This window comes from Deltaproteobacteria bacterium, assembly GCA_016709225.1.
GTDB classification, from domain to species: domain Bacteria; phylum Myxococcota_A; class Polyangia; order Nannocystales; family Nannocystaceae; genus Xiheibacterium; species Xiheibacterium phototrophicum.
Genome location: JADJEE010000012.1, coordinates 872,015 through 888,875, shown reverse-complemented (window position 1 = coordinate 888,875; position 16,861 = coordinate 872,015). Strand labels below are relative to the sequence as shown.

Genomic DNA, 16,861 nt, shown 5'->3' with positions numbered 1-16,861 from the left:
GCCAGCGCCGTGACGGCCTCGCGTCGCCGCGGTCGGCCGACGCGACCATGGGCTCCGCGCGGATCGCCGATCGATTGCGGCATGATGGCGTCGATGGCCCCGAGCATCCGCCCCGCGACCTCCGCCGACGCCGAGCTGATCCTGCGATTCATCCGCGAGCTCGCCACCTACGAACGCGAACCCGAGGCGGTCGAGGTCACGGCCGCGACCCTCGCCGCGCAGCTCGAGGCCCCGAGGCCGCCGTTCGAGTGCGTGATCGCCCAGGACGAGCGTGGCGATCCGCAGGGCTTCGCGCTGTTCTTCCACAACTACTCGACCTGGCGGGGACGTGCGGGTCTGTACCTCGAGGATCTGTACGTCACGCCCGCGGCGCGCGGCCGCGGCATCGGACGGGCCTTGCTGCAGCACCTGGCGCAGCTGGCGGTCGCGCGGGGTTGTGCACGCTTCGAGTGGGCCGTGCTCGACTGGAACGCGCCCGCGATCGGCTTCTACGAGTCGCTCGGCGCCGTCGCGTTGCGCGAGTGGACGGTCTACCGGCTCGCCGGCGAGGCGCTCGCCGGGCTCGCGGGCGCGGCCCAGCCCGCAACGGCGCCGCGGCTCAGCTGATGCGTCGCGAGAGATCCTCGGCGCGCACGATCCATGGCGGCTCGGGCACGTCGTCGAGCTCGTAGAACCCGGCGCAGAAGCACGCCTGCGGGCAGGCGGCGCACTGCGGCTTGCGGACCCGTCGGGCCGCGAGGTACTCGGCGAGGTTCACGTCGTCGTTGTTCACGAACACCATCTGTCGCGCGCGCTTGTCGAGATCACCTGCGAGGTGGGCCTCGTAGCCAGGCATGAAACAGAACGGCAGGTTGATGACCTGGATCTTCATGCGCGTGCCGAACTCGTCGATGACGCGCGCGGCCACGGCAGCCGCTTCGGCGGTGTCGGGTGCGACCATGCGGGTCGCGCGGCCGAACGGAGTGAGGAACTGGATGTTGAGCCAGCGCAGCCCCAGCGCCAGGGCGAGCTCCGCGATCGCGGGCAGCTGCGCGGCGTTGCCCTTGGTGACGGTGGTGTTCATGCCCAGCTCGACGGTCCCGCCGGCCAGCGCGACTGCGTTGCGGATGCCCGCCACGCTCTGATCGAAGGCCTCGGCGACGCCGACCTGGGCCGCGTGGGTGCGCGCGTCGGCGCCGTGGATCGAGAACAACACCGAGGTGACGCCGGATTCGAGCAGCTTGCCTGCGAAGTCCGGGTAGGCGCACAGCCGGCCGTTGGTGGTGACGTTGACGCGCCGGTAGCCGATCGCGCGGGCGTAGCGGACCAGCGGCACCAGCTCGGGGTTCATGGTCGGCTCACCGCCGTCGATGTCGAGCAGCTCGACGCCCTGGCGACGGTACTTGGCGAGGATCTCGCGCTGCCGCGTGGGGTGGCCATCGACCTGCGTGCGCGTGCCGACCGCACAGAACGTGCAGTGGTTGTTGCACACGTAGGTCGCGTTCAGGATCAGCTTCTGCGGCCCGCGGCTGCTGGCCAGTCGGGCGTCGAAGGTGTGCTTGAAGGCGTGCAGCTGCGCGTGGTCGATCGCCCCGCGTAGCGGCGTGGGTTCGGCCTGGAAGCGTGGGCCCCAGTCGTCGATCACCGGCAGCGACTGCCCCCGCGCGAGGCGAGTGCCAGGCAGCGGGGTCGCGAACTGCACCGCCGGCTCGATGTCGAAGCGGTCGAACAGCGACAGCGCGAACGCCAAGGTCTCGTTGATCTCGGCGGCGCTCTCGTTCGGCATGCCGATGATGAAGTGCACGAGGGTCGGCAACCCGATGCGGTGGGCGTGGGCGCAGACCCGCTCGATCTCCGCGCGGTCGAGGCGCTTGCCCACGACCTCGTCGAGCACGCGCTGTGAGCCGCTCTCGGCGCTGATGCTGAGCGTGGTGATGCGCCCGAGCAGACGTACGAGGTCGGCGGGTGCGAGGCAATCGGCGCGCATGCCGTTGGGAAACTCGAGGCGGAGCTGCTCCGCCTCGGCGGCGTCGAGCAAGCTCGCGAGGTGCTGCGGGTGCACGTTCACCATCTCGTCGAGCACGTGAACGACGGTCGCGCCAGCGCGGGCCAGCGCGGCCAGCTCTTCGCGCATGCCGGCGGCGCTGCGACGGCGCTGCGTCTTCGGTTCGGCGGCGACGCGATCGGGGTTGCTGCTGCAGTGCGCGCAGTCGAACGGGCAACCCCTCGAGCTGATCCACGGCAGCGCGCGGCCGTGCAGCGGGAACGCCCAGCTGGCGCGCCCGAGGCCGGCGACGATCGCCGCCATGCAGGCGTCGCGCGCCGCGAGGTCGATGCGTGACCACGCGGGTGCCGGCAAGGCGTCGAGCTGCGGCGGTCGACGACCGCGCCACACCCCGCGCGGGCGCTGGCCCTGCGCCACCGCAGTCACCAGCTCCGGCAGCGCGAGCTCGGCCTCGAACGACAGCCGCAGGTCGGCCTCCGGGTAGGCGTCGAGGATCGCCTCACCGTCGGCATGCACGTAGTGCTGCCCCGACTGGTACAGGTCGGCGAGCACGAGGGTCGCGTCGGGGTGTCGCGCACGCAGGCCGACGAGCGTCTCGGCGAGGAGGTCGTCGCGCAGCGGCGGGCGATGAAACGGCGTGAGTGCGACGATGACCAGCTCCGCCGGTTGGTCGCACGCCGCCAGCACCTGCTCGGTGTCGGCGCCGAGCTGCGCGCGGCCATCGTCGCGCCAGCGCAGACCAGCACCGGGTAGTGCGAGCGCGTCGACCAGCGTGACCTCGGCAAGCGGCTCGAGCACCGCCGCTGCCTGCACCGCGCCGAGGTCGGCGAAGTAAGGGTAGTCGATGAAGTCGCGTGCGACCGACGTCGGCGGATGGATCACCAGCACGCGCAGCGCCGCGTGGGCCTCGATCACAGGCACGCGCGCTCCGAGGCGCCGCAGCGGACCCGCACGTGCAGGTGTGCGTTGTGCCCCTCGGCGTGCTGCACGATGCCGGCGCCCTTCCAACGGGGCCAGCGCACGATCTCGAACGCGTCCTCGCGTGCCACACCGAGCGCACGGCCGGCACGGTAGAGCCGCTCGTGATGGGCCTCGTTGAGGAACACCGCCTCGATCTCACCGGTCGCGACGAACGACTCGATGAGCACCCACGTCGCGTACCAATCGACCTCGTCGGCGGTGGGGTCGTGGGTCACGGCGGTGCCGGGCCGTAGCGGCAGCCGGATGTCGATGTCGCGACCCGACTGGTGCGAGCGATGGGGGGCGAAGCGGCCGCCGCTGCGCTTGCTGATCGCACCGATCAGCAGCGCGGGCGTGTAGCCCTTCTCGCCGCGCAAGATGGAGAACGCGCGGTGCACCGTCTTGATGGTGTGGGCGCTGCCGAAGAGATGATCGGGGTTGCCGCGCAGCCACAGCGGGTGCTCGGGCAGCGGCACTCCGTCGCTGAGCTTGCCGCGTTGGGGCAAGCCGACGCTCTGACCGGATGCGGTGATCTCGAGCGGCTCCTGGGCGACGGGCGTGCTCGGGGCCACGAAGCTCGGCGCATCCAGGGGATCGACCCAAGCGATCACCGCCTCGCCGGCGACCGGCTCGCGCATGCGCCAGTTCTGCACCCGCAGCCCGTGCTCGTCGACATGCAGTCGCGCGGCGAGATCGTCCCAGCTCTCACCGATGCGCACGGTCGTGCGGACCTGATGCACCGCCGGTGGCCGACGATCGCTGAACACGCGCAGCGTCCTGCGGCGCCCCAGCGGTCGGTTGGTGTCGAGGTGGTTCCACTGCATGAGGCGATCGAGCGCGACGCCGTAGCGCGCGGCGATCGAGCCTAGGCCCTCGCCCGGCCGCACGCGGTGGATGGTCCACGCCGGTGCGGCGAGGGTCTCGACACGCGGTCCATCGGGGCGCTCGGGATGGACGAACAACGCGTCGGTGTCGTCGACCAGCGCGACGGCCTCGACGTCGGCCGAGCTCGGGAGCGACCTCGCTGCGGCGTCGGCGTCGGCGTCGGCGTCGACCGCCGCGGCGACCTCGATCGCGTCGGGCTCGCTGATCGTCGCCAGCCAGCGCAGGCTCCTCGCCCAGCCGGTCGCGATCGCCAAGCCCATGGCCAAGCCTTCGATCATGCCGTCGTCCCGATTCGTGGGCGGCGGCCTGGCGTGCAGACCTCCGCCAACATCGCTCGGGATCCTAGCGGATCCCGACGGCCCCGACCAACGCGCGCTGCGGCCCTCGATGCTCGCGGCGTCAGGCGGCAGCGTCGTGACCGCGGGACGGCGAATCTGCGGGCGCGCGCGAGTTGGCCGCCACGGTCGGCTGGAGCAGGGCGTGCAGGGCGAGGTAGGCCCGATGCGCACGCACCCGCGCGGCACCCGGCATCACGTGGAGCCGCTGTGCGACCTGTTGCATCGACAGGCCCTCGAGCTTGTGCAGCAGGACGACGTCGCGCTGCGAGGGTGGCAGGCGGCCGACTGCGGCACGGACCCGCTCGCGCACGGCGAAATCGGACTGCGCGTCGATGTGGAGCTGCTCGGGGTCGGGCATGTCGCTGGCGCACTCGTCGACGCACGACTCGCCCGCGTCACCCTCGTGCACGCGTCCGCGTTGGTGGCGACGCTCCGATCGCAGGCCATCGATCGCGGTGTTCCGCGCGATCGCGAGGAACCACGCGACGATGGCGTCGTCGCTGTGACGTCCGTCGGTGGCGCGTGCCCGGAACGCATGCCGGCCGAGGTGGGCCTTGATGAAGGTCTGCTGCACGACGTCCTCGACCATGTCGGCATCGTCGATGCGGGCCTGCAGGAAGCGGCGCAGCCGCGGCGCGAGCACGCGGAACAGCGTGCTCAGGGCGTGGTCGTCACCCCGCAGGTACGCCTCCATGCGCGCAGCCGGTCGCGCCATCGCGGCCGCCGGCGTCGCGGCGCGCAGGGGACTCGCGCGGCGGGCTCGGGGGGCGCGGGCGGTGGCCGGGACTGCGTGCGCGAGCATTGCCGGCGCAAGGAAGCACGTTGCGTGCCACACACGGCCGGCAACGAGTGCGTGTGACGGCGCGGGGTATCGCGGCGTCCGCCGGGACCGGGCGAGCGGACCTGTCGGTCCGCCGGATCGTCCGTCCGGAACTCCGGCGGGGCCGGGCAGACCGTCAGGCGCCGCCGTCGACGATGCCGTGCTTGCGCAGCTTGTCGTGGAGCGTCGCGCGGCCGATGCCGAGCGCGCGGGCCGCTTCACTGCGATTGCCCGACGCGACCGCGAGCGCGTCGAGCAGCAGCTGCCGCTCGAAGGCATCGACGCGCTCCCGCAGGCCACCGTCGCCACCGTCGCTGGCGCGGGATGACGGCGTCGAGGGGCCCAGCGTGCTGAGGTCGAAGTCGTCGCCGTCCGACAGTGCGACCAGGCTCTCGATCGCGTTCTCGAGCTCGCGCACGTTGCCGGGCCACGGCATCGCCTGCAGCCGCACGATCAGCTCCGGCGGCTCGCGCACGATGCCGAGCCCGAACCTCGAGGCGAAGCGCCGCAGGAAGTGGCGTGCCAGCGGCGCGATGTCCTCGGGGCGCTCGCGCAGCGGCGGCACGTGCATCTCGACCACGCGCAGGCGGTAGAAGAGGTCCTCGCGGAAGGCACCCTCTTCGACGCGCTTGGCGAGGTCGCGGTGGGTCGCGGCGATGACCCGCACGTCGATGGGGATCGCGTGATCCTCACCGACCGGGCGGATCTCGTGCTCCTGCAGCACGCGCAGCAGCTTGGCCTGGGTCGCGAGGTCGAGCTCGCCGACCTCGTCGAGCAAGATGGTGCCGCCCTCGGCCTCGCGGAACAGCCCCGCGCGCGAGCGAACCGCACCGGTGAAAGCTCCCCGGCTGTGACCGAACAGCTCCGCCTCTGCGAGCTCGGTGGTCAGCGCGGCGCAGTTGAAGCGCACGAACGGCCTGGCCGCGCGCCTCGAGGCCCGCACGATGGCCTCGGCGACGCGCTCCTTGCCGGTGCCGCTCTCGCCGCGGATGAGCACGGTGACGTCGCGCGGGGCCACGCGGTGGACCATCACGGCCAGCTTCGCCATCGCATCGGAGACGAACACCATCGTCTGCGAGAGCTCGAGGGTGGAGCGCAGGCGCTCGTTCTCGACCTCGAGCCGCACGGCATCGAGCGCGCGTCGGACCACCGCCACCAGCTCCTCGAGCTCGAAGGGCTTGCGGAAGTAGTCGTAGGCGCCCGCCTTGGTCGCCTCCACCGCCAGGCGCTCGTTGCCGTGTGCGGTGATCATCACGACCTTCGGCGCGCGCGTGCGCTGCCGCAGAGCCGTGAGCAGGTCGAGCCCGCTCATGCCCGGCATGCGCATGTCGGTCACGACCAGGTGGATCTCGGGTGTTGCGGGGTCGTCGAACAGCGCGAGCGCAGCCTCGCCGCTGGCGGCCTGCGAGACCAGCACGCCCTCCTCCTCGAGGATGCCTGCGAGCGTGAAGCGCACGCCGTCGTCGTCGTCGACGACCAGCGCGTGCGGCTTCACGTCATCGCCCCCAGCGCACCCTCGGCGAGCGGCACCGCGGCGTCGTCACGCGTGCGCGCCGCGTGTGGCTCGACGGCGGGCTTGGGCGGCGGGGCCACGTCGCTGATCGAGGCCTCGGCGTCGGCGTTGGCCAGCGCGGGGCCGAGCACCGGCAGCTGCACGATCGCGGCGCAGCCGTGGCCGTCGCCGCGGGGTGCCAGCCGCAGGTCGCCGCCGTGCTGGCGCGCCAACGCCCGCGCCATCGGCAGGCCGAGCCCGTTGCCGTTGGGCTTGGTGGTCATGCCGGCCTCGAACACGCGCTCGCTCAGATCGGCGGGCACGCCCGCACCGCGGTCGAGCAGCTGGATCTCCACGAGGTCGACCACGCGCCGCACCACGATCTCCACGGTGGTCTCGGGGCCCGCCGCGTCGAGCGCGTTCTGCAGCAGGTTCACGAGGATCTGCTTGATCTTGCGCGGGTCGCAGACCGCACCCACGCCGAGATCCGCATCGAGCTCCATCGCGACGCGGCGATCGCTGGCAATGCCCTCGTGCAGATCGATGACCTCGCGTGCGAGCTTGCCGAGATCGACGCGCCGCACGGTCAACGGCGCCAGCGGCCGCGAGAAGTTGAGGAACTCGTCGAGGATGCCCTGCATGCGGTCGACCTCGCGGCGCAGCACGAGCAGGCGCTCGGCCGACTTGCCCTCGGCATCTCGGCCGAGCAACGCAGCGAGGCCCTTCACGGTCGCGAGCGGGTTCTTGAGTTCGTGGGCGATCTCGGCCGACAGCGTGGTCAGCTCGTCGGCGCGCTCGCGGTAGTTGCCGAGCGCAGCCTCGCGCGCGAGCACGGCCTGACGCAGCTGTTCGTCGACCGCCTCGCGCGTCCGCAGGCCCATCACGTGGGCGCCGATCAGCGCGCCGGTCATGCCCACCGCGATCGAGGTGAGAAAGGTCGGGCCCGGCCAGTGGGTGTCGACCAGCGGGTGCGGCACCAGCTCGACGACGTGCGTCAGGTGCAGCGCGAGCAGGGTCCAGAGGCCGACGACGTGCACCACGAACACGCTGCGCGAGGCCGCCGGCCCACCGAACAGGCCGGCGTTGTGGGCCCCGGCGAACATGATCGGCAGCAGCGGGCTCGCGAGCCCGCCGCTGGCGGCGAGCAACAACACCTGCACGGTCGCGAACGGCACCGCCTCCGAGGGTCGGAAGTCGCGCTCGCAGAAGCGGGCGATGCCCTTGGCGTTGCCGAAGCCGAAGCGCACGCCGACCGCCGCCGAGATGCCGCCCGCCACGGCGACCAGGGCCCAGCGCCACGGTGCGCCGTCGATATATAGGATCCAGCCGCCGACGCTGAAGAGCAGCGGCGCCATCACCCACTTCGCGAGACGGAAGCGATCGACCAGGCGCAGCAGTGCGCGGCGCCGCAGCTCGACCACGCCGAGCGCGACATCGGTCTGCCGTGGGTCGTTCGACATCGCGTTCCAAGATAGTGCGGCGGACGGCATCGTGTCGATTGGGTCTTGCTCGGGGCGCGCGCGGGCGCCCGGCGGCGACTGCCGTTCCCACGGCTCGAAGGGCGTGCGGGCCGAGTGGGGCCCCACGGGCTCAGCAACCGCGGTGCCAAGCGAATTCTCGGCGCTCGCGCGACGCCGGCCCGGCCGCTGTCCGGGAATCCGGCGGGGATGTCGGGCTCCCGGGCACTGCGGCTCCGAGGACGCCGCACGCCGCGCCCGGCGTAGACTACCCGTGGTGAAGGTGGCCGAGGGTGAAGAGAGCGTCGGCTTCGGTCAGAAGCGCGAGCAACACGAGCACGCGGCCCATCAGGTGCGCAACTGGGTGCGGCTGACCTTCGACTGCAACGACCGCTGCGTGTTCTGCCTCGACAGCGACACCCACGACGGGCGCATCCGGGCCCGCGACGAGGTCAAGGCGCAGATCCTCGATGGCCGCCGCAAGGGTGCCGAGCGCCTCATCCTGTCGGGCGGCGAGCCGACCATCCACCCCGACTTCGTCGACTTCGTCCGGCTGGGACGCGCGGCCGGCTACACGCGGGTGCAGACCGTCACCAACGGTCGCATGTTCGCGTATCCCGAGTTCTTGCGGCGGGCGCTCGATGCCGGTCTGGGTGAGATCACGTTCTCGATCCACGGCCCCGACGCCAAGATCCACGACGCGCTGGTCGGCGTGAAGGGGGCCTTCGACGAGGAGATCGCGGGCTTGAGGGCCGCGCTCGCCGATGGGCGCCCGGTCGTGAACATCGACGTTTGCGTGAACCGAGCCAACGTCCGCCACCTGCCGCGGATGCTGCGGACCTTCATGGCGATGGGCGTGCGCGAGTTCGACTTGCTGCAGGTGATCCCGTTCGGACGCGCGTGGCGAGAGGGCGAGACCACCCTGTTCTACGATCTCGAGGCGCACCAGGACGCGCTGCGCGAGACCTTCGCGATGTCGCGGGAGCCCGACGTGCACCTGTGGCTCAACCGCTTTCCGGTCGAGCATCTCGAGGGCTTCGAGTCGCTGATTCAAGATCCGTACAAGCTGAACGACGAGGTCCGCGGCCGCCGCGAAGAGTACGAGCGACTGCTGGCCGATGGCACGCCGCTGCCGTGTCGCGAGCCCGCGCGCTGCCGCCACTGCTACGTGCGGCGGCTGTGCGATCACCTCGACGACACGCGCGAGGCCCTCGCGGCGCAGCGCTTCGACGTGGTGCGCTTCGATCTCGACTGGGAGGCCGCGCTGCCGCCGAGCTTCGGCGGCGACCCGGCCAGCGCCGAGCGCAGCCGGGCCCGCGCGGCAGCGGCGGATCATCTGCGGCGGCTGCCGGTGGTCGATACCGCGGTCGCCGAGGCCCCGCCGGGCCTCGACCTGGCGGCGCGCATCGCCGCCAGCGGTGCGACGCGGGCGTGGATAGTCGCCGCCGATCTCGCCGCCGCGCGCGGCCACGCGCGGACGCTCCCGCGCGCGCTCGCCCTCGAGCTCGAGCTGCGATCGACGGCCGGCCTCGCCGCGGCGCTCGCCGCCGATGGGAGCATCGACGGCAGATCGCTGGACCGCGTGCGCACGCGAGAGCTCGCGCAGACCGAGGCGGTGCTGGCCATCGCCGGCAGCTTCGAGGTGTTGGCGCCGTTCGACCGCGAGCACGCCGCGTGGCTCGCGACCCAGACGTCGTGGCCGTCACGCCTGGCGCTCGTGCAACCGAACTACGAGCTGGCCAGCGACGCCGCCACCCGCGACGCACCGCTGACGAGCGCGCGCGAGCTGGTGGCTCGCTTCGGTGCGATCACCTTCGAGGGCGTGCCGCACTGCCGCAGCGGCATCGCCCCTCGGGCGCCGGCGCGGGTGCTCGACACCGCCATGCTCGCGTCGACGGCCCTCGACGGCGCGGGGGCGTCGCGGCTCGAGATCTTCCGCTACACGCGGCGCTTCGTGCACGACCACGACCACGTCAAGTCGCTGCGCTGTCGCACCTGTGTGCATGACCCGAGCTGCCGCGGTGCCACCGTGAACTTCGTGCGTGCGCACGGCTTTGCGGCCCTGGTGCCCGAGGTCCGCGACACGCCGTCCGGCGACTGATACCGTGCGAAGGTGGCCTTCGCAGCGCCGGATTTCCTGGCCTCGTTGCGGCTGTTCGTCGATGCCTACGAGGGCTCGCGACAGCGCACGGTGATGCGTGCGCCCGACGTCTTCGAGTTCTATGCGCGTCTCTTCTGCGCGCCGACGCTGTCCCGCGACGCGCGCGCGATGGTGAACGCGGTGCTGGCCTACTTCGTGGTGCCCGAGGACGTCATGCCCGAGGCCGACTTCGGCCCGCTCGGGCTCATGGACGACCTCTTCGTGGCGGCCCACGTCTACCGAATCCTGCGCCGCGAGCTGCCCACCGAGCTGCTCACCGCCGCGTGGCAGGGCGATGGCCCGCTCGACGAGACCATGGATCACATCTACACCGACGCCCGCGCCGAGGTCGGCAAGCGCACGAAGGATGCGCTCCGCATGGCGGGGTTGTCGGGCTGACGCGCGGGCGGGCTCGCCCTCGCCGCAGCTCCGCCGTCATCGCCGCAGGTTCGGCAGCGGTAGCTGCTCGTGCCAGCCGTACGCGATCTTCTCGAGCGGGCGACCGCCGACATCCACGGTACGTCGTGCGACCTCGACGGCGCCCATCGCCTCGTAGAAGCGCCTCGCCGGGTGGTTGTCCGCGAGCACCCACAGCGCGACCGGATGCAGGCGCGCGGCGAGCAGCGCCCAGATCGTGTGGGTGAGGAGCGCGGTGCCGGCCCGCGCGCGCTGCCACGCGGGGTGGAGGTACAGCTCGAACACCTCACCGAGGAAAGGCAGCGCGCGATCGGTCTGCGGGCCCGCCCATGCGTAGCCGAAGGCGGTGTGCTGCCGATCTTCTGCGAGCCAGATGGTGTGGCCGCGGCCGCGGTGGCGCACGGCGTGGGCCATGCGCTGCGCATCGCGGCCCGCGATGCGCTCGAGCGCGAGCGGTGGAATGATGTCGCGGTAGGCATCGCGCCAGCTGGCGGTGCGGATCCACGCCAGGCGAGCGCCGTCGTCGGCGGCGGCCTCGCGGATGGTCCACTCGCGGAGGTCCGGACGCAGCAACATGCGGATCACGAGTGTACCCCAAGCCCGACAGGCCGAAGGCGTCGTGCGGACGGGGCGCCTCGGCGATGGCGCGGCCGCGGGATTCGACCTACGATCGTGCGCTGGAGATGGCCATCCGCCGCCGCGCCGACCTCAAGACGGGCACGACCTGCAACAGCAACTGCGTGTTCTGTGTCATCGGCGATCACCTCTTCACCGGTGACCGCTCGACGCAGGCGTGCATCGACGAGCTGCGCGCCAGCCGGGCGACGTGCGTCGACGTGGTCTTCACCGGTGCCGAGGTCTCGATCCGCCCCGACTTCCTGCAGCTGGTGCGGGCCGCGAGGGCGCTGGGATACGAGAACATCCAGATCCAGACCAACGGCCGCATGTTCGCCTACCGCGAGTTCTGCGAGCGCACCATCGCGGCGGGCGCCAACGAGTTCTCGCCGTCGATCCACGGCCACGAGGCCAAGCTGCACGACGGCCTCACGCGCGCACCCGGATCGTTCGCGCAGATCGTCCGCGCGATCGAGCACCTGGTCGCGCTGCAGCAGCGGGTGGTGTGCAACACCGTCATCACCAAGCAGAACGCGCGCCACCTGCCGGCGCTGGCGCAGCTGCTGGTGGAGCTGGGCGTCGCGCAGTTCCAGCTGGCGTTCCCGCACCCGACCGGCCACGCCGCGACCTACTTCAACGGTGTGGTGCCGCGGATGTCCGAGATCGCCGGCTTCGTGCACGAGGCGCTCGCGGTCGGCCGCGCCGGCGGTGTGGCGTGCATGGCCGAAGCGATGCCGTTCTGCATGATGCAGGGCCACGCGTCGGCGGTCGCCGAGCTCCACATCCCCGCCACCGAGATCGTCTACGACGGCTACGTCGTGCCCGACTACCGCGACGACCGTGTCGCCCGTGGCAAGCGTCGCTTCGTGCAGTGCGCGAGCTGCCGCTTCGAGCCCATCTGCGAGGGCCCGTGGCGCGAGTACCCGGAGCGGCTCGGCGGCGACGAGTTCCAGCCGATCGCCGGCGCGCGGGTGATCGACACCGCGGTCGTGCTCGATCCCCGCTTCGACATGCTCGGCGAACCCGCGCCGGCGCTGGCCGACGTGCGCTGGTCGGCGCCGATGACCGCGGTGTGCTTCGTGCCCGAGGCGGGCTCGCCGGGCTGCACCGCGCAGCTGTGCAGCACCGTGGCCCGACGCGAAGCGTTGGTCGCCGCCGGCCTCGCCGTCGTCGTGGTCGCGCCGCAGCCGGACGACGTGCTGGTGGCGTGGGCCCGGCGGCACGACGCCGACGCACGGATGACGAGCGACCCCGACGGCGCGCTCGCCCGGGCGTGGCGCGCGTGGGATCACGGCCCCCGCCGCTCCAGCTACCTCGTCGATGCGCGCGGCCGCGTGGCCCACGTGGTGGTCGAGGTCGACACCAACGCCCACGCGGCGCAGCTGCTCGACGCGTGCGCCCGTCTGCAGGCCCCGGCGCGTGCGCTCGGGCCTGCGCCCGACCTGGTCACGCTACGACGGCCCGCGTCCGCGGCTGCGGGGCCGCGATGAAGGCCCTGGTCAAGGTCGGCTACGCCTGCAACGAGCACTGCACCTTCTGCCACACGCAGCAGCTGCGCCACATCGACGGCGACGCCGACGAGATCACCGCCAAGATCCATCGCGCCCACGCGCTCGGCCACACCATGGTCGTGCTCTCCGGTGGTGAGCCGACCATCCGCGAGGAGCTGTTCCGCTGGGCCGGTCTGGTCGCGCACCTCGGCATGGATCTGGGCCTGGTGACCAACGGCCTGCTGCTGGCCTATCCCGAGGTGCTCGCGCGGCTGATGGGCTCGCGGCTGCGCTACGTGTACATGTCGCTGCATGCGGGCGAGGCGGCGATCCACGATCGCATCGTGCGGGCCGGCTCGTTCGCAGCGGCGACCGCCGCCATCGCCAACCTGCAGGGCCAGGGCCTCGCGCCCACGCTCAACTGCGTGGTCACGCGGCAGAACCTCGCGCACCTGCGTGGGCTGGTCGATGCCGCGGCCGCCTGGCCCGACGTCACGCTCAAGTTCTCGGCCTGCGAGCCCAAGGGCGGCGCCATGCGCCTGCTCGACATCGTGGTGCCGCGGCTGCGCGATACCGCAGCGGCGATCCTCGACGCGCTGCAGTACGCGCGCGAGCGCCTCGGCCCCGGTCGCGCCCGCCACGGCGGCGTGCCGCTGTGCCTGCTGCCGGGCTTCGAGTCGGACTACGACGACCTGCGCACGCATCGGTACTGGACCATGGTCGAGGTCGGCGAGCCCGACCTGCTGCCGGTCGACGATCGCAACAAGCTGCACCCCTCGCCGCACTGCGACGAGTGTGCGATCCGGGGCGGCTGCCCCGGGATCTTCCGCGAGTACCACGGGCGCCACGGTCACGCCGAGCTCGCGCCGCCACGCGCAGGCCTGCGCAGCAACTCCTTCTCGTGGGTGCTCGAGCAGGTCTACACGCCGACGGGCGACGCCGATCACTGTCCGCTGCTCGACCCGGACGGACCCGGCGGTGGCAGCCTCGATCCATGGGAGCCCGCACGGCACCTGTTCGTGCGGCACCGCGACCGGCTCGCGCGCTATCGCTGCGACAGCCGCGACTTCGACGACGACGCGATCGCGACCGTCAAACACGCGCATGGGCAGGTCTATCTCGACGCCTCGCGCAAGCCGGCCATCGACGACCTCGCCCGCGACCTCGTCAAGCTGGTGCGCAGCCCGATCTGCGCTCCGTGTCGACACCGCCACAACTGCACGGGGCTGTTCGAGCCGGCGCTGTCGTTCGATCTGGCCGACGCCGAGGCCGAGCTGCGCGCGCGCCTGGCCCAGCTCGGCGGTGACGTGCTCGAGATCGGCTGCGGCAGCGGGCGCATCACCGCCGTGTGGCGCGACGCGATCGCCCGCGGTGCGGTCCGCTGGTGCGGCATCGAGCCGGATCGCGACGCGCTCGCGCGGCTGCACGAGCGGGTGCCGGGGGCGCAGGGGCGGGCCGGGCTCGCCGAGGACGAGCTGGCGAAGCTGCCCGGGGCCAGCGTCGACCATGCGGTGATCGCCCACGCGTGGAACCATCTCGACGATCCCACCCGCGTGATCGACGAGCTCGCGCGGGTGCTGCGGCCCGGCGGCGAGCTGTGGATCTTCGACGACGTGCCCTTCGGGCTCGCGCGCACGGGGGCGCAGCAGGCCCGTGCAGCGGCCGCCACGGCCGCCTGGGAGCACCTGCGCAACGACGACGCGGGCGCGGCCGCGGCCCGCATCGTCCACACCGAGTTCGTCGCGCTCGAGCGCCGCGACATCGCGCCCGACACGGGCAATCAGTGGCTGATACGCTACCGGCGGAGTCCTGCATGAGCGAATCCCTCTGGGGCCTGCCGGTCGATCAGGTCGAAGCCCAACTCGGCGCCGAGCTCGGTACCGCGGCCGTCACGCTGCGGGTCGACGACGGCGTGTACCCGCTCGATGTGGTCTACGCCGCCGCGTATGCCTTCATCGCGCGCTGCTACGTGTTCCTCGAGCGCGACGCGAACCGGCGGCTGTGCGTGGTGCTCACGCCCAAGCAGGCCGCCGACGCCGAGGCCCTGCGCGCGCTGGTCGGCGAGTTCGCCAACGAGCTGTTGTCGGGCGCGTGTCGCCGCGAGATCACGCGACAGAACCGGGCGCTCATCGAGTCGGTGACCCTTCAGGCCTTCGGCGGCGCGATGGGGCCGCCCTCGCTCGACGAACTCGAGGCGTTCGACTTCACCGACGAGCCGTTCGACGACCCGCTGGGCATCGCGCAGTCGTGGGAGGACAAGTACAAGAAGAAGCCCAAGCCGGACGACGACGGGGGTGCGGCGTGAGGCTGAGCTTCGATCGCACGCTCTACGCCGGCAGCGCGATCGATCAGGCGCTGCAGGCCTTCGCGTCGGTCGCGACCAGCGTGCGCAGCGAGACCGAGACCGCCTTCGTGGTCGAGCTGTCGCTCCGCGCCGAAGCGGCCCCGGCGAGCGCGGCCCGACGTCTGCGACGCATCGCGCTCGAGCTCGGCAACCATGCGCTGGGCCTCACCATCGAGCGCGGAGGGCCCGACCGATGACCACCGCGATGACGACTCCGGTGCTCGACACCCGCGGCTACCCGGCGTTCTTCCGCTACCGCGAGCTCGGTGAGCGCGTGGTGGTGACCAGCCTCGAGGGCGAGTGGGTGGTGCTCTCGCGCGAGCAGTTCCGCGAGTTCGTGTCGGGTAGGGTCGATCGCTCCGGGGCCCTGCACGCACAGCTGGCGGCGAAGAACCTCGTGCGCGAGAGCTTCGACGCCCGCCGGGCCGCCGAGACCATGCGCCAGCGCAAGCGCTTCCTGCACGCGGGCCCCAACCTCCACCTGGTGGTCGTCACGCTGCGCTGCAACGAGACCTGCGTCTACTGCCACGCCTCGCGGGCCAACCTCGACGCGGTGCACACCGACATGACGCCCGAGACTGCCGAGCGCGTGGTCGACCTGGTGCTGCGCACGACCAGCCCGCACGTGACGATCGAGTTCCAGGGTGGAGAGCCGCTGGTCAACTTCCCGGTCGTCCAGCGCATCGTCGAGTACGCGCTCGAGCGCAACCGCGGGCTCGGCAAGCAGCTCGAGTTCACGATGGTCAGCAACCTGTCGCTGATGGACGAGGCCAAGCTCGCGTGGCTGCTCGAACACCGCGTGCAGATCTGCACCAGCATCGACGGCCCCGCCGACCTGCACGACAAGCAGCGCAAGCTGCCGCAGGCCTCCGCGTTCGGCAGCGCGCTGCCGTGGATCCGCCGCATCAACGAGGCCTACGCCGAAGCCGGCCTCGACCCGACGCTCTATCACGTCGAAGCCCTGCTCACGACCACCAAGGAGACCTTGCAGCGCTGGCGCGAGGTGGTCGACACCTACGTGGAGCTCGGCTGTCGCGCGTTGTTCCTGCGCCCGGTCGATCCGTTCGGCTTCGCCGAGAAGACCCGGCGCGTGGTCGAATACCCACGCAGCGAGTACCTGGCCTACTACCGCCAGGCGGTCGACTACATCATCGAGCGCAACCGCCAGGGCGTCGAGATCCTCGAGCGTTACGCGGCGATCTTCCTGACCAAGATCCTGAGCGGCGACGATCCCAACTTCCTCGACATCCGCAGCCCCGGTGGCGCCGGCATCGGCCAGCTCGCGTACGATCACGACGGCAAGATCTACAGCTCCGACGAGGGCCGCATGCTGGCCGCGGCCGGCGACGCGACCTTCCTGCTGGGTGACGTCCGCACCGCCCGCTACCGCGACGTGGTGGGCCATCCGACGATCCGCGCGATGGCGGTCGCCTCGAACCTCGACGCTCAGCCCGACTGCGTCGACTGCCCCTACGTGCCGTACTGCGGCACGCAGCCCGAACACAACCACAAGACCCTCGGCACGATGATGGGGCGCATGCGCGAGAGCTCGATGTGCGCCGTCCACAAGGGCATCCAGGACTACCTCTTCGAGAAGCTCGCGACCGCGGACGCGGCGACCCTCGAGGTGCTCTCGCGTTGGACCACGATCCGACCGCGCGAACACTTCCTGCAGGACCGCGCGACGCCGTAGCGCGGGTGCAGTGCTCGCCCGTGCGCTTGGCGGGCCGTGGTCCCGCGCGACATCGCGCGCTACCCGATGGGCTCGCGTCGTCGCGCCGGTGCGCGGGCACGTCCCCGTCCGAGCAGGCCCGCGGGTCCGCCGCCCCATGGCATGGCACCGATGTGGCCGATCAGCGTTCACCCGCGACCAAGCGGCCAACTTCGCGCGGGCGGCTGGTATCATTCGACAACGGGAT

General features: G+C 71.9%; 14 protein-coding genes. 8 read left to right on the top strand and 6 right to left on the bottom strand.

The window, feature by feature from the left end; translation table 11 throughout:
- The first annotated feature begins 84 nt into the window (after nt 1-84).
- On the top strand, nt 85-606 hold the full coding sequence (locus tag IPH07_28655) for a GNAT family N-acetyltransferase (protein ID MBK6921403.1): 522 nt from the start codon (nt 85-87) through the stop codon (nt 604-606).
- Here IPH07_28655 and IPH07_28650 read toward each other — a convergent pair.
- From IPH07_28650 to IPH07_28630, 5 genes are all read right to left on the bottom strand, one after another.
- Nucleotides 599-2,905, bottom strand: coding sequence for a radical SAM protein (locus IPH07_28650; protein ID MBK6921402.1), 2,307 nt, complete (start codon nt 2,903-2,905; stop codon nt 599-601). The genes IPH07_28655 and IPH07_28650 overlap by 8 nt on opposite strands.
- Entirely contained in the window at nt 2,896-4,107 is a 1,212-nt protein-coding gene (locus IPH07_28645; protein MBK6921401.1) for a penicillin-insensitive murein endopeptidase, read from the bottom strand. The genes IPH07_28650 and IPH07_28645 overlap by 10 nt, the downstream gene beginning before the upstream one ends.
- 121 nt (nt 4,108-4,228) lie before the next feature.
- Complete coding sequence (locus tag IPH07_28640) at nt 4,229-4,882, bottom strand: RNA polymerase sigma factor (protein ID MBK6921400.1); 654 nt, start codon at nt 4,880-4,882, stop codon at nt 4,229-4,231.
- A 241-nt stretch (nt 4,883-5,123) separates the two neighbouring features.
- Nucleotides 5,124-6,482, bottom strand: coding sequence for a sigma-54-dependent Fis family transcriptional regulator (locus IPH07_28635; GenBank protein MBK6921399.1), 1,359 nt, complete (start codon nt 6,480-6,482; stop codon nt 5,124-5,126).
- Nucleotides 6,479-7,756, bottom strand: a complete 1,278-nt coding sequence (locus IPH07_28630; protein MBK6921398.1) for a HAMP domain-containing histidine kinase — start codon at nt 7,754-7,756, stop codon at nt 6,479-6,481. Before IPH07_28630 ends, IPH07_28635 begins: the two co-directional genes overlap by 4 nt.
- Here IPH07_28630 and IPH07_28625 point away from each other — a divergent pair.
- Both IPH07_28625 and IPH07_28620 read left to right on the top strand, forming a co-directional pair.
- Complete coding sequence (locus IPH07_28625; protein ID MBK6921397.1) at nt 7,743-10,037, top strand: radical SAM protein; 2,295 nt, start codon at nt 7,743-7,745, stop codon at nt 10,035-10,037. The two genes, IPH07_28630 and IPH07_28625, sit on opposite strands and share 14 nt — an antisense overlap.
- 12 nt (nt 10,038-10,049) lie before the next feature.
- A complete protein-coding gene (locus IPH07_28620; protein ID MBK6921396.1) occupies nt 10,050-10,475 on the top strand; it encodes a DUF1232 domain-containing protein in 426 nt (141 codons plus the stop codon).
- A gap of 36 nt (nt 10,476-10,511) precedes the next feature.
- Here the strand turns inward: IPH07_28620 and IPH07_28615 are convergent, their stop codons facing one another.
- Nucleotides 10,512-11,069, bottom strand: coding sequence for a GNAT family N-acetyltransferase (locus tag IPH07_28615; GenBank protein ID MBK6921395.1), 558 nt, complete (start codon nt 11,067-11,069; stop codon nt 10,512-10,514).
- A 107-nt stretch (nt 11,070-11,176) separates the two neighbouring features.
- Between IPH07_28615 and IPH07_28610 the strand changes: the two genes are divergently transcribed.
- Genes IPH07_28610 through hxsB form a run of 5 tightly spaced genes read left to right on the top strand, consistent with a single transcriptional unit; the run spans nt 11,177 to nt 16,635 of the window.
- Nucleotides 11,177-12,598 carry a redoxin domain-containing protein gene (locus tag IPH07_28610; GenBank protein MBK6921394.1) on the top strand — a complete coding sequence of 474 codons (1,422 nt, stop codon included), beginning with the start codon at nt 11,177-11,179 and terminating at the stop codon, nt 12,596-12,598.
- On the top strand, nt 12,595-14,415 hold the full coding sequence (locus IPH07_28605) for a radical SAM protein (protein MBK6921393.1): 1,821 nt from the start codon (nt 12,595-12,597) through the stop codon (nt 14,413-14,415). Before IPH07_28610 ends, IPH07_28605 begins: the two co-directional genes overlap by 4 nt.
- Nucleotides 14,412-14,903 (top strand): His-Xaa-Ser system protein HxsD, encoded by a 492-nt coding sequence (hxsD, locus tag IPH07_28600; protein MBK6921392.1) that lies wholly within the window; start codon nt 14,412-14,414, stop codon nt 14,901-14,903. The genes IPH07_28605 and hxsD overlap by 4 nt, the downstream gene beginning before the upstream one ends.
- Nucleotides 14,900-15,139, top strand: coding sequence for a hypothetical protein (locus tag IPH07_28595; GenBank protein ID MBK6921391.1), 240 nt, complete (start codon nt 14,900-14,902; stop codon nt 15,137-15,139). Before hxsD ends, IPH07_28595 begins: the two co-directional genes overlap by 4 nt.
- Nucleotides 15,136-16,635, top strand: coding sequence for a His-Xaa-Ser system radical SAM maturase HxsB (gene hxsB / locus IPH07_28590; GenBank protein MBK6921390.1), 1,500 nt, complete (start codon nt 15,136-15,138; stop codon nt 16,633-16,635). The genes IPH07_28595 and hxsB overlap by 4 nt, the downstream gene beginning before the upstream one ends.
- Nucleotides 16,636-16,861 lie beyond the last annotated feature (226 nt).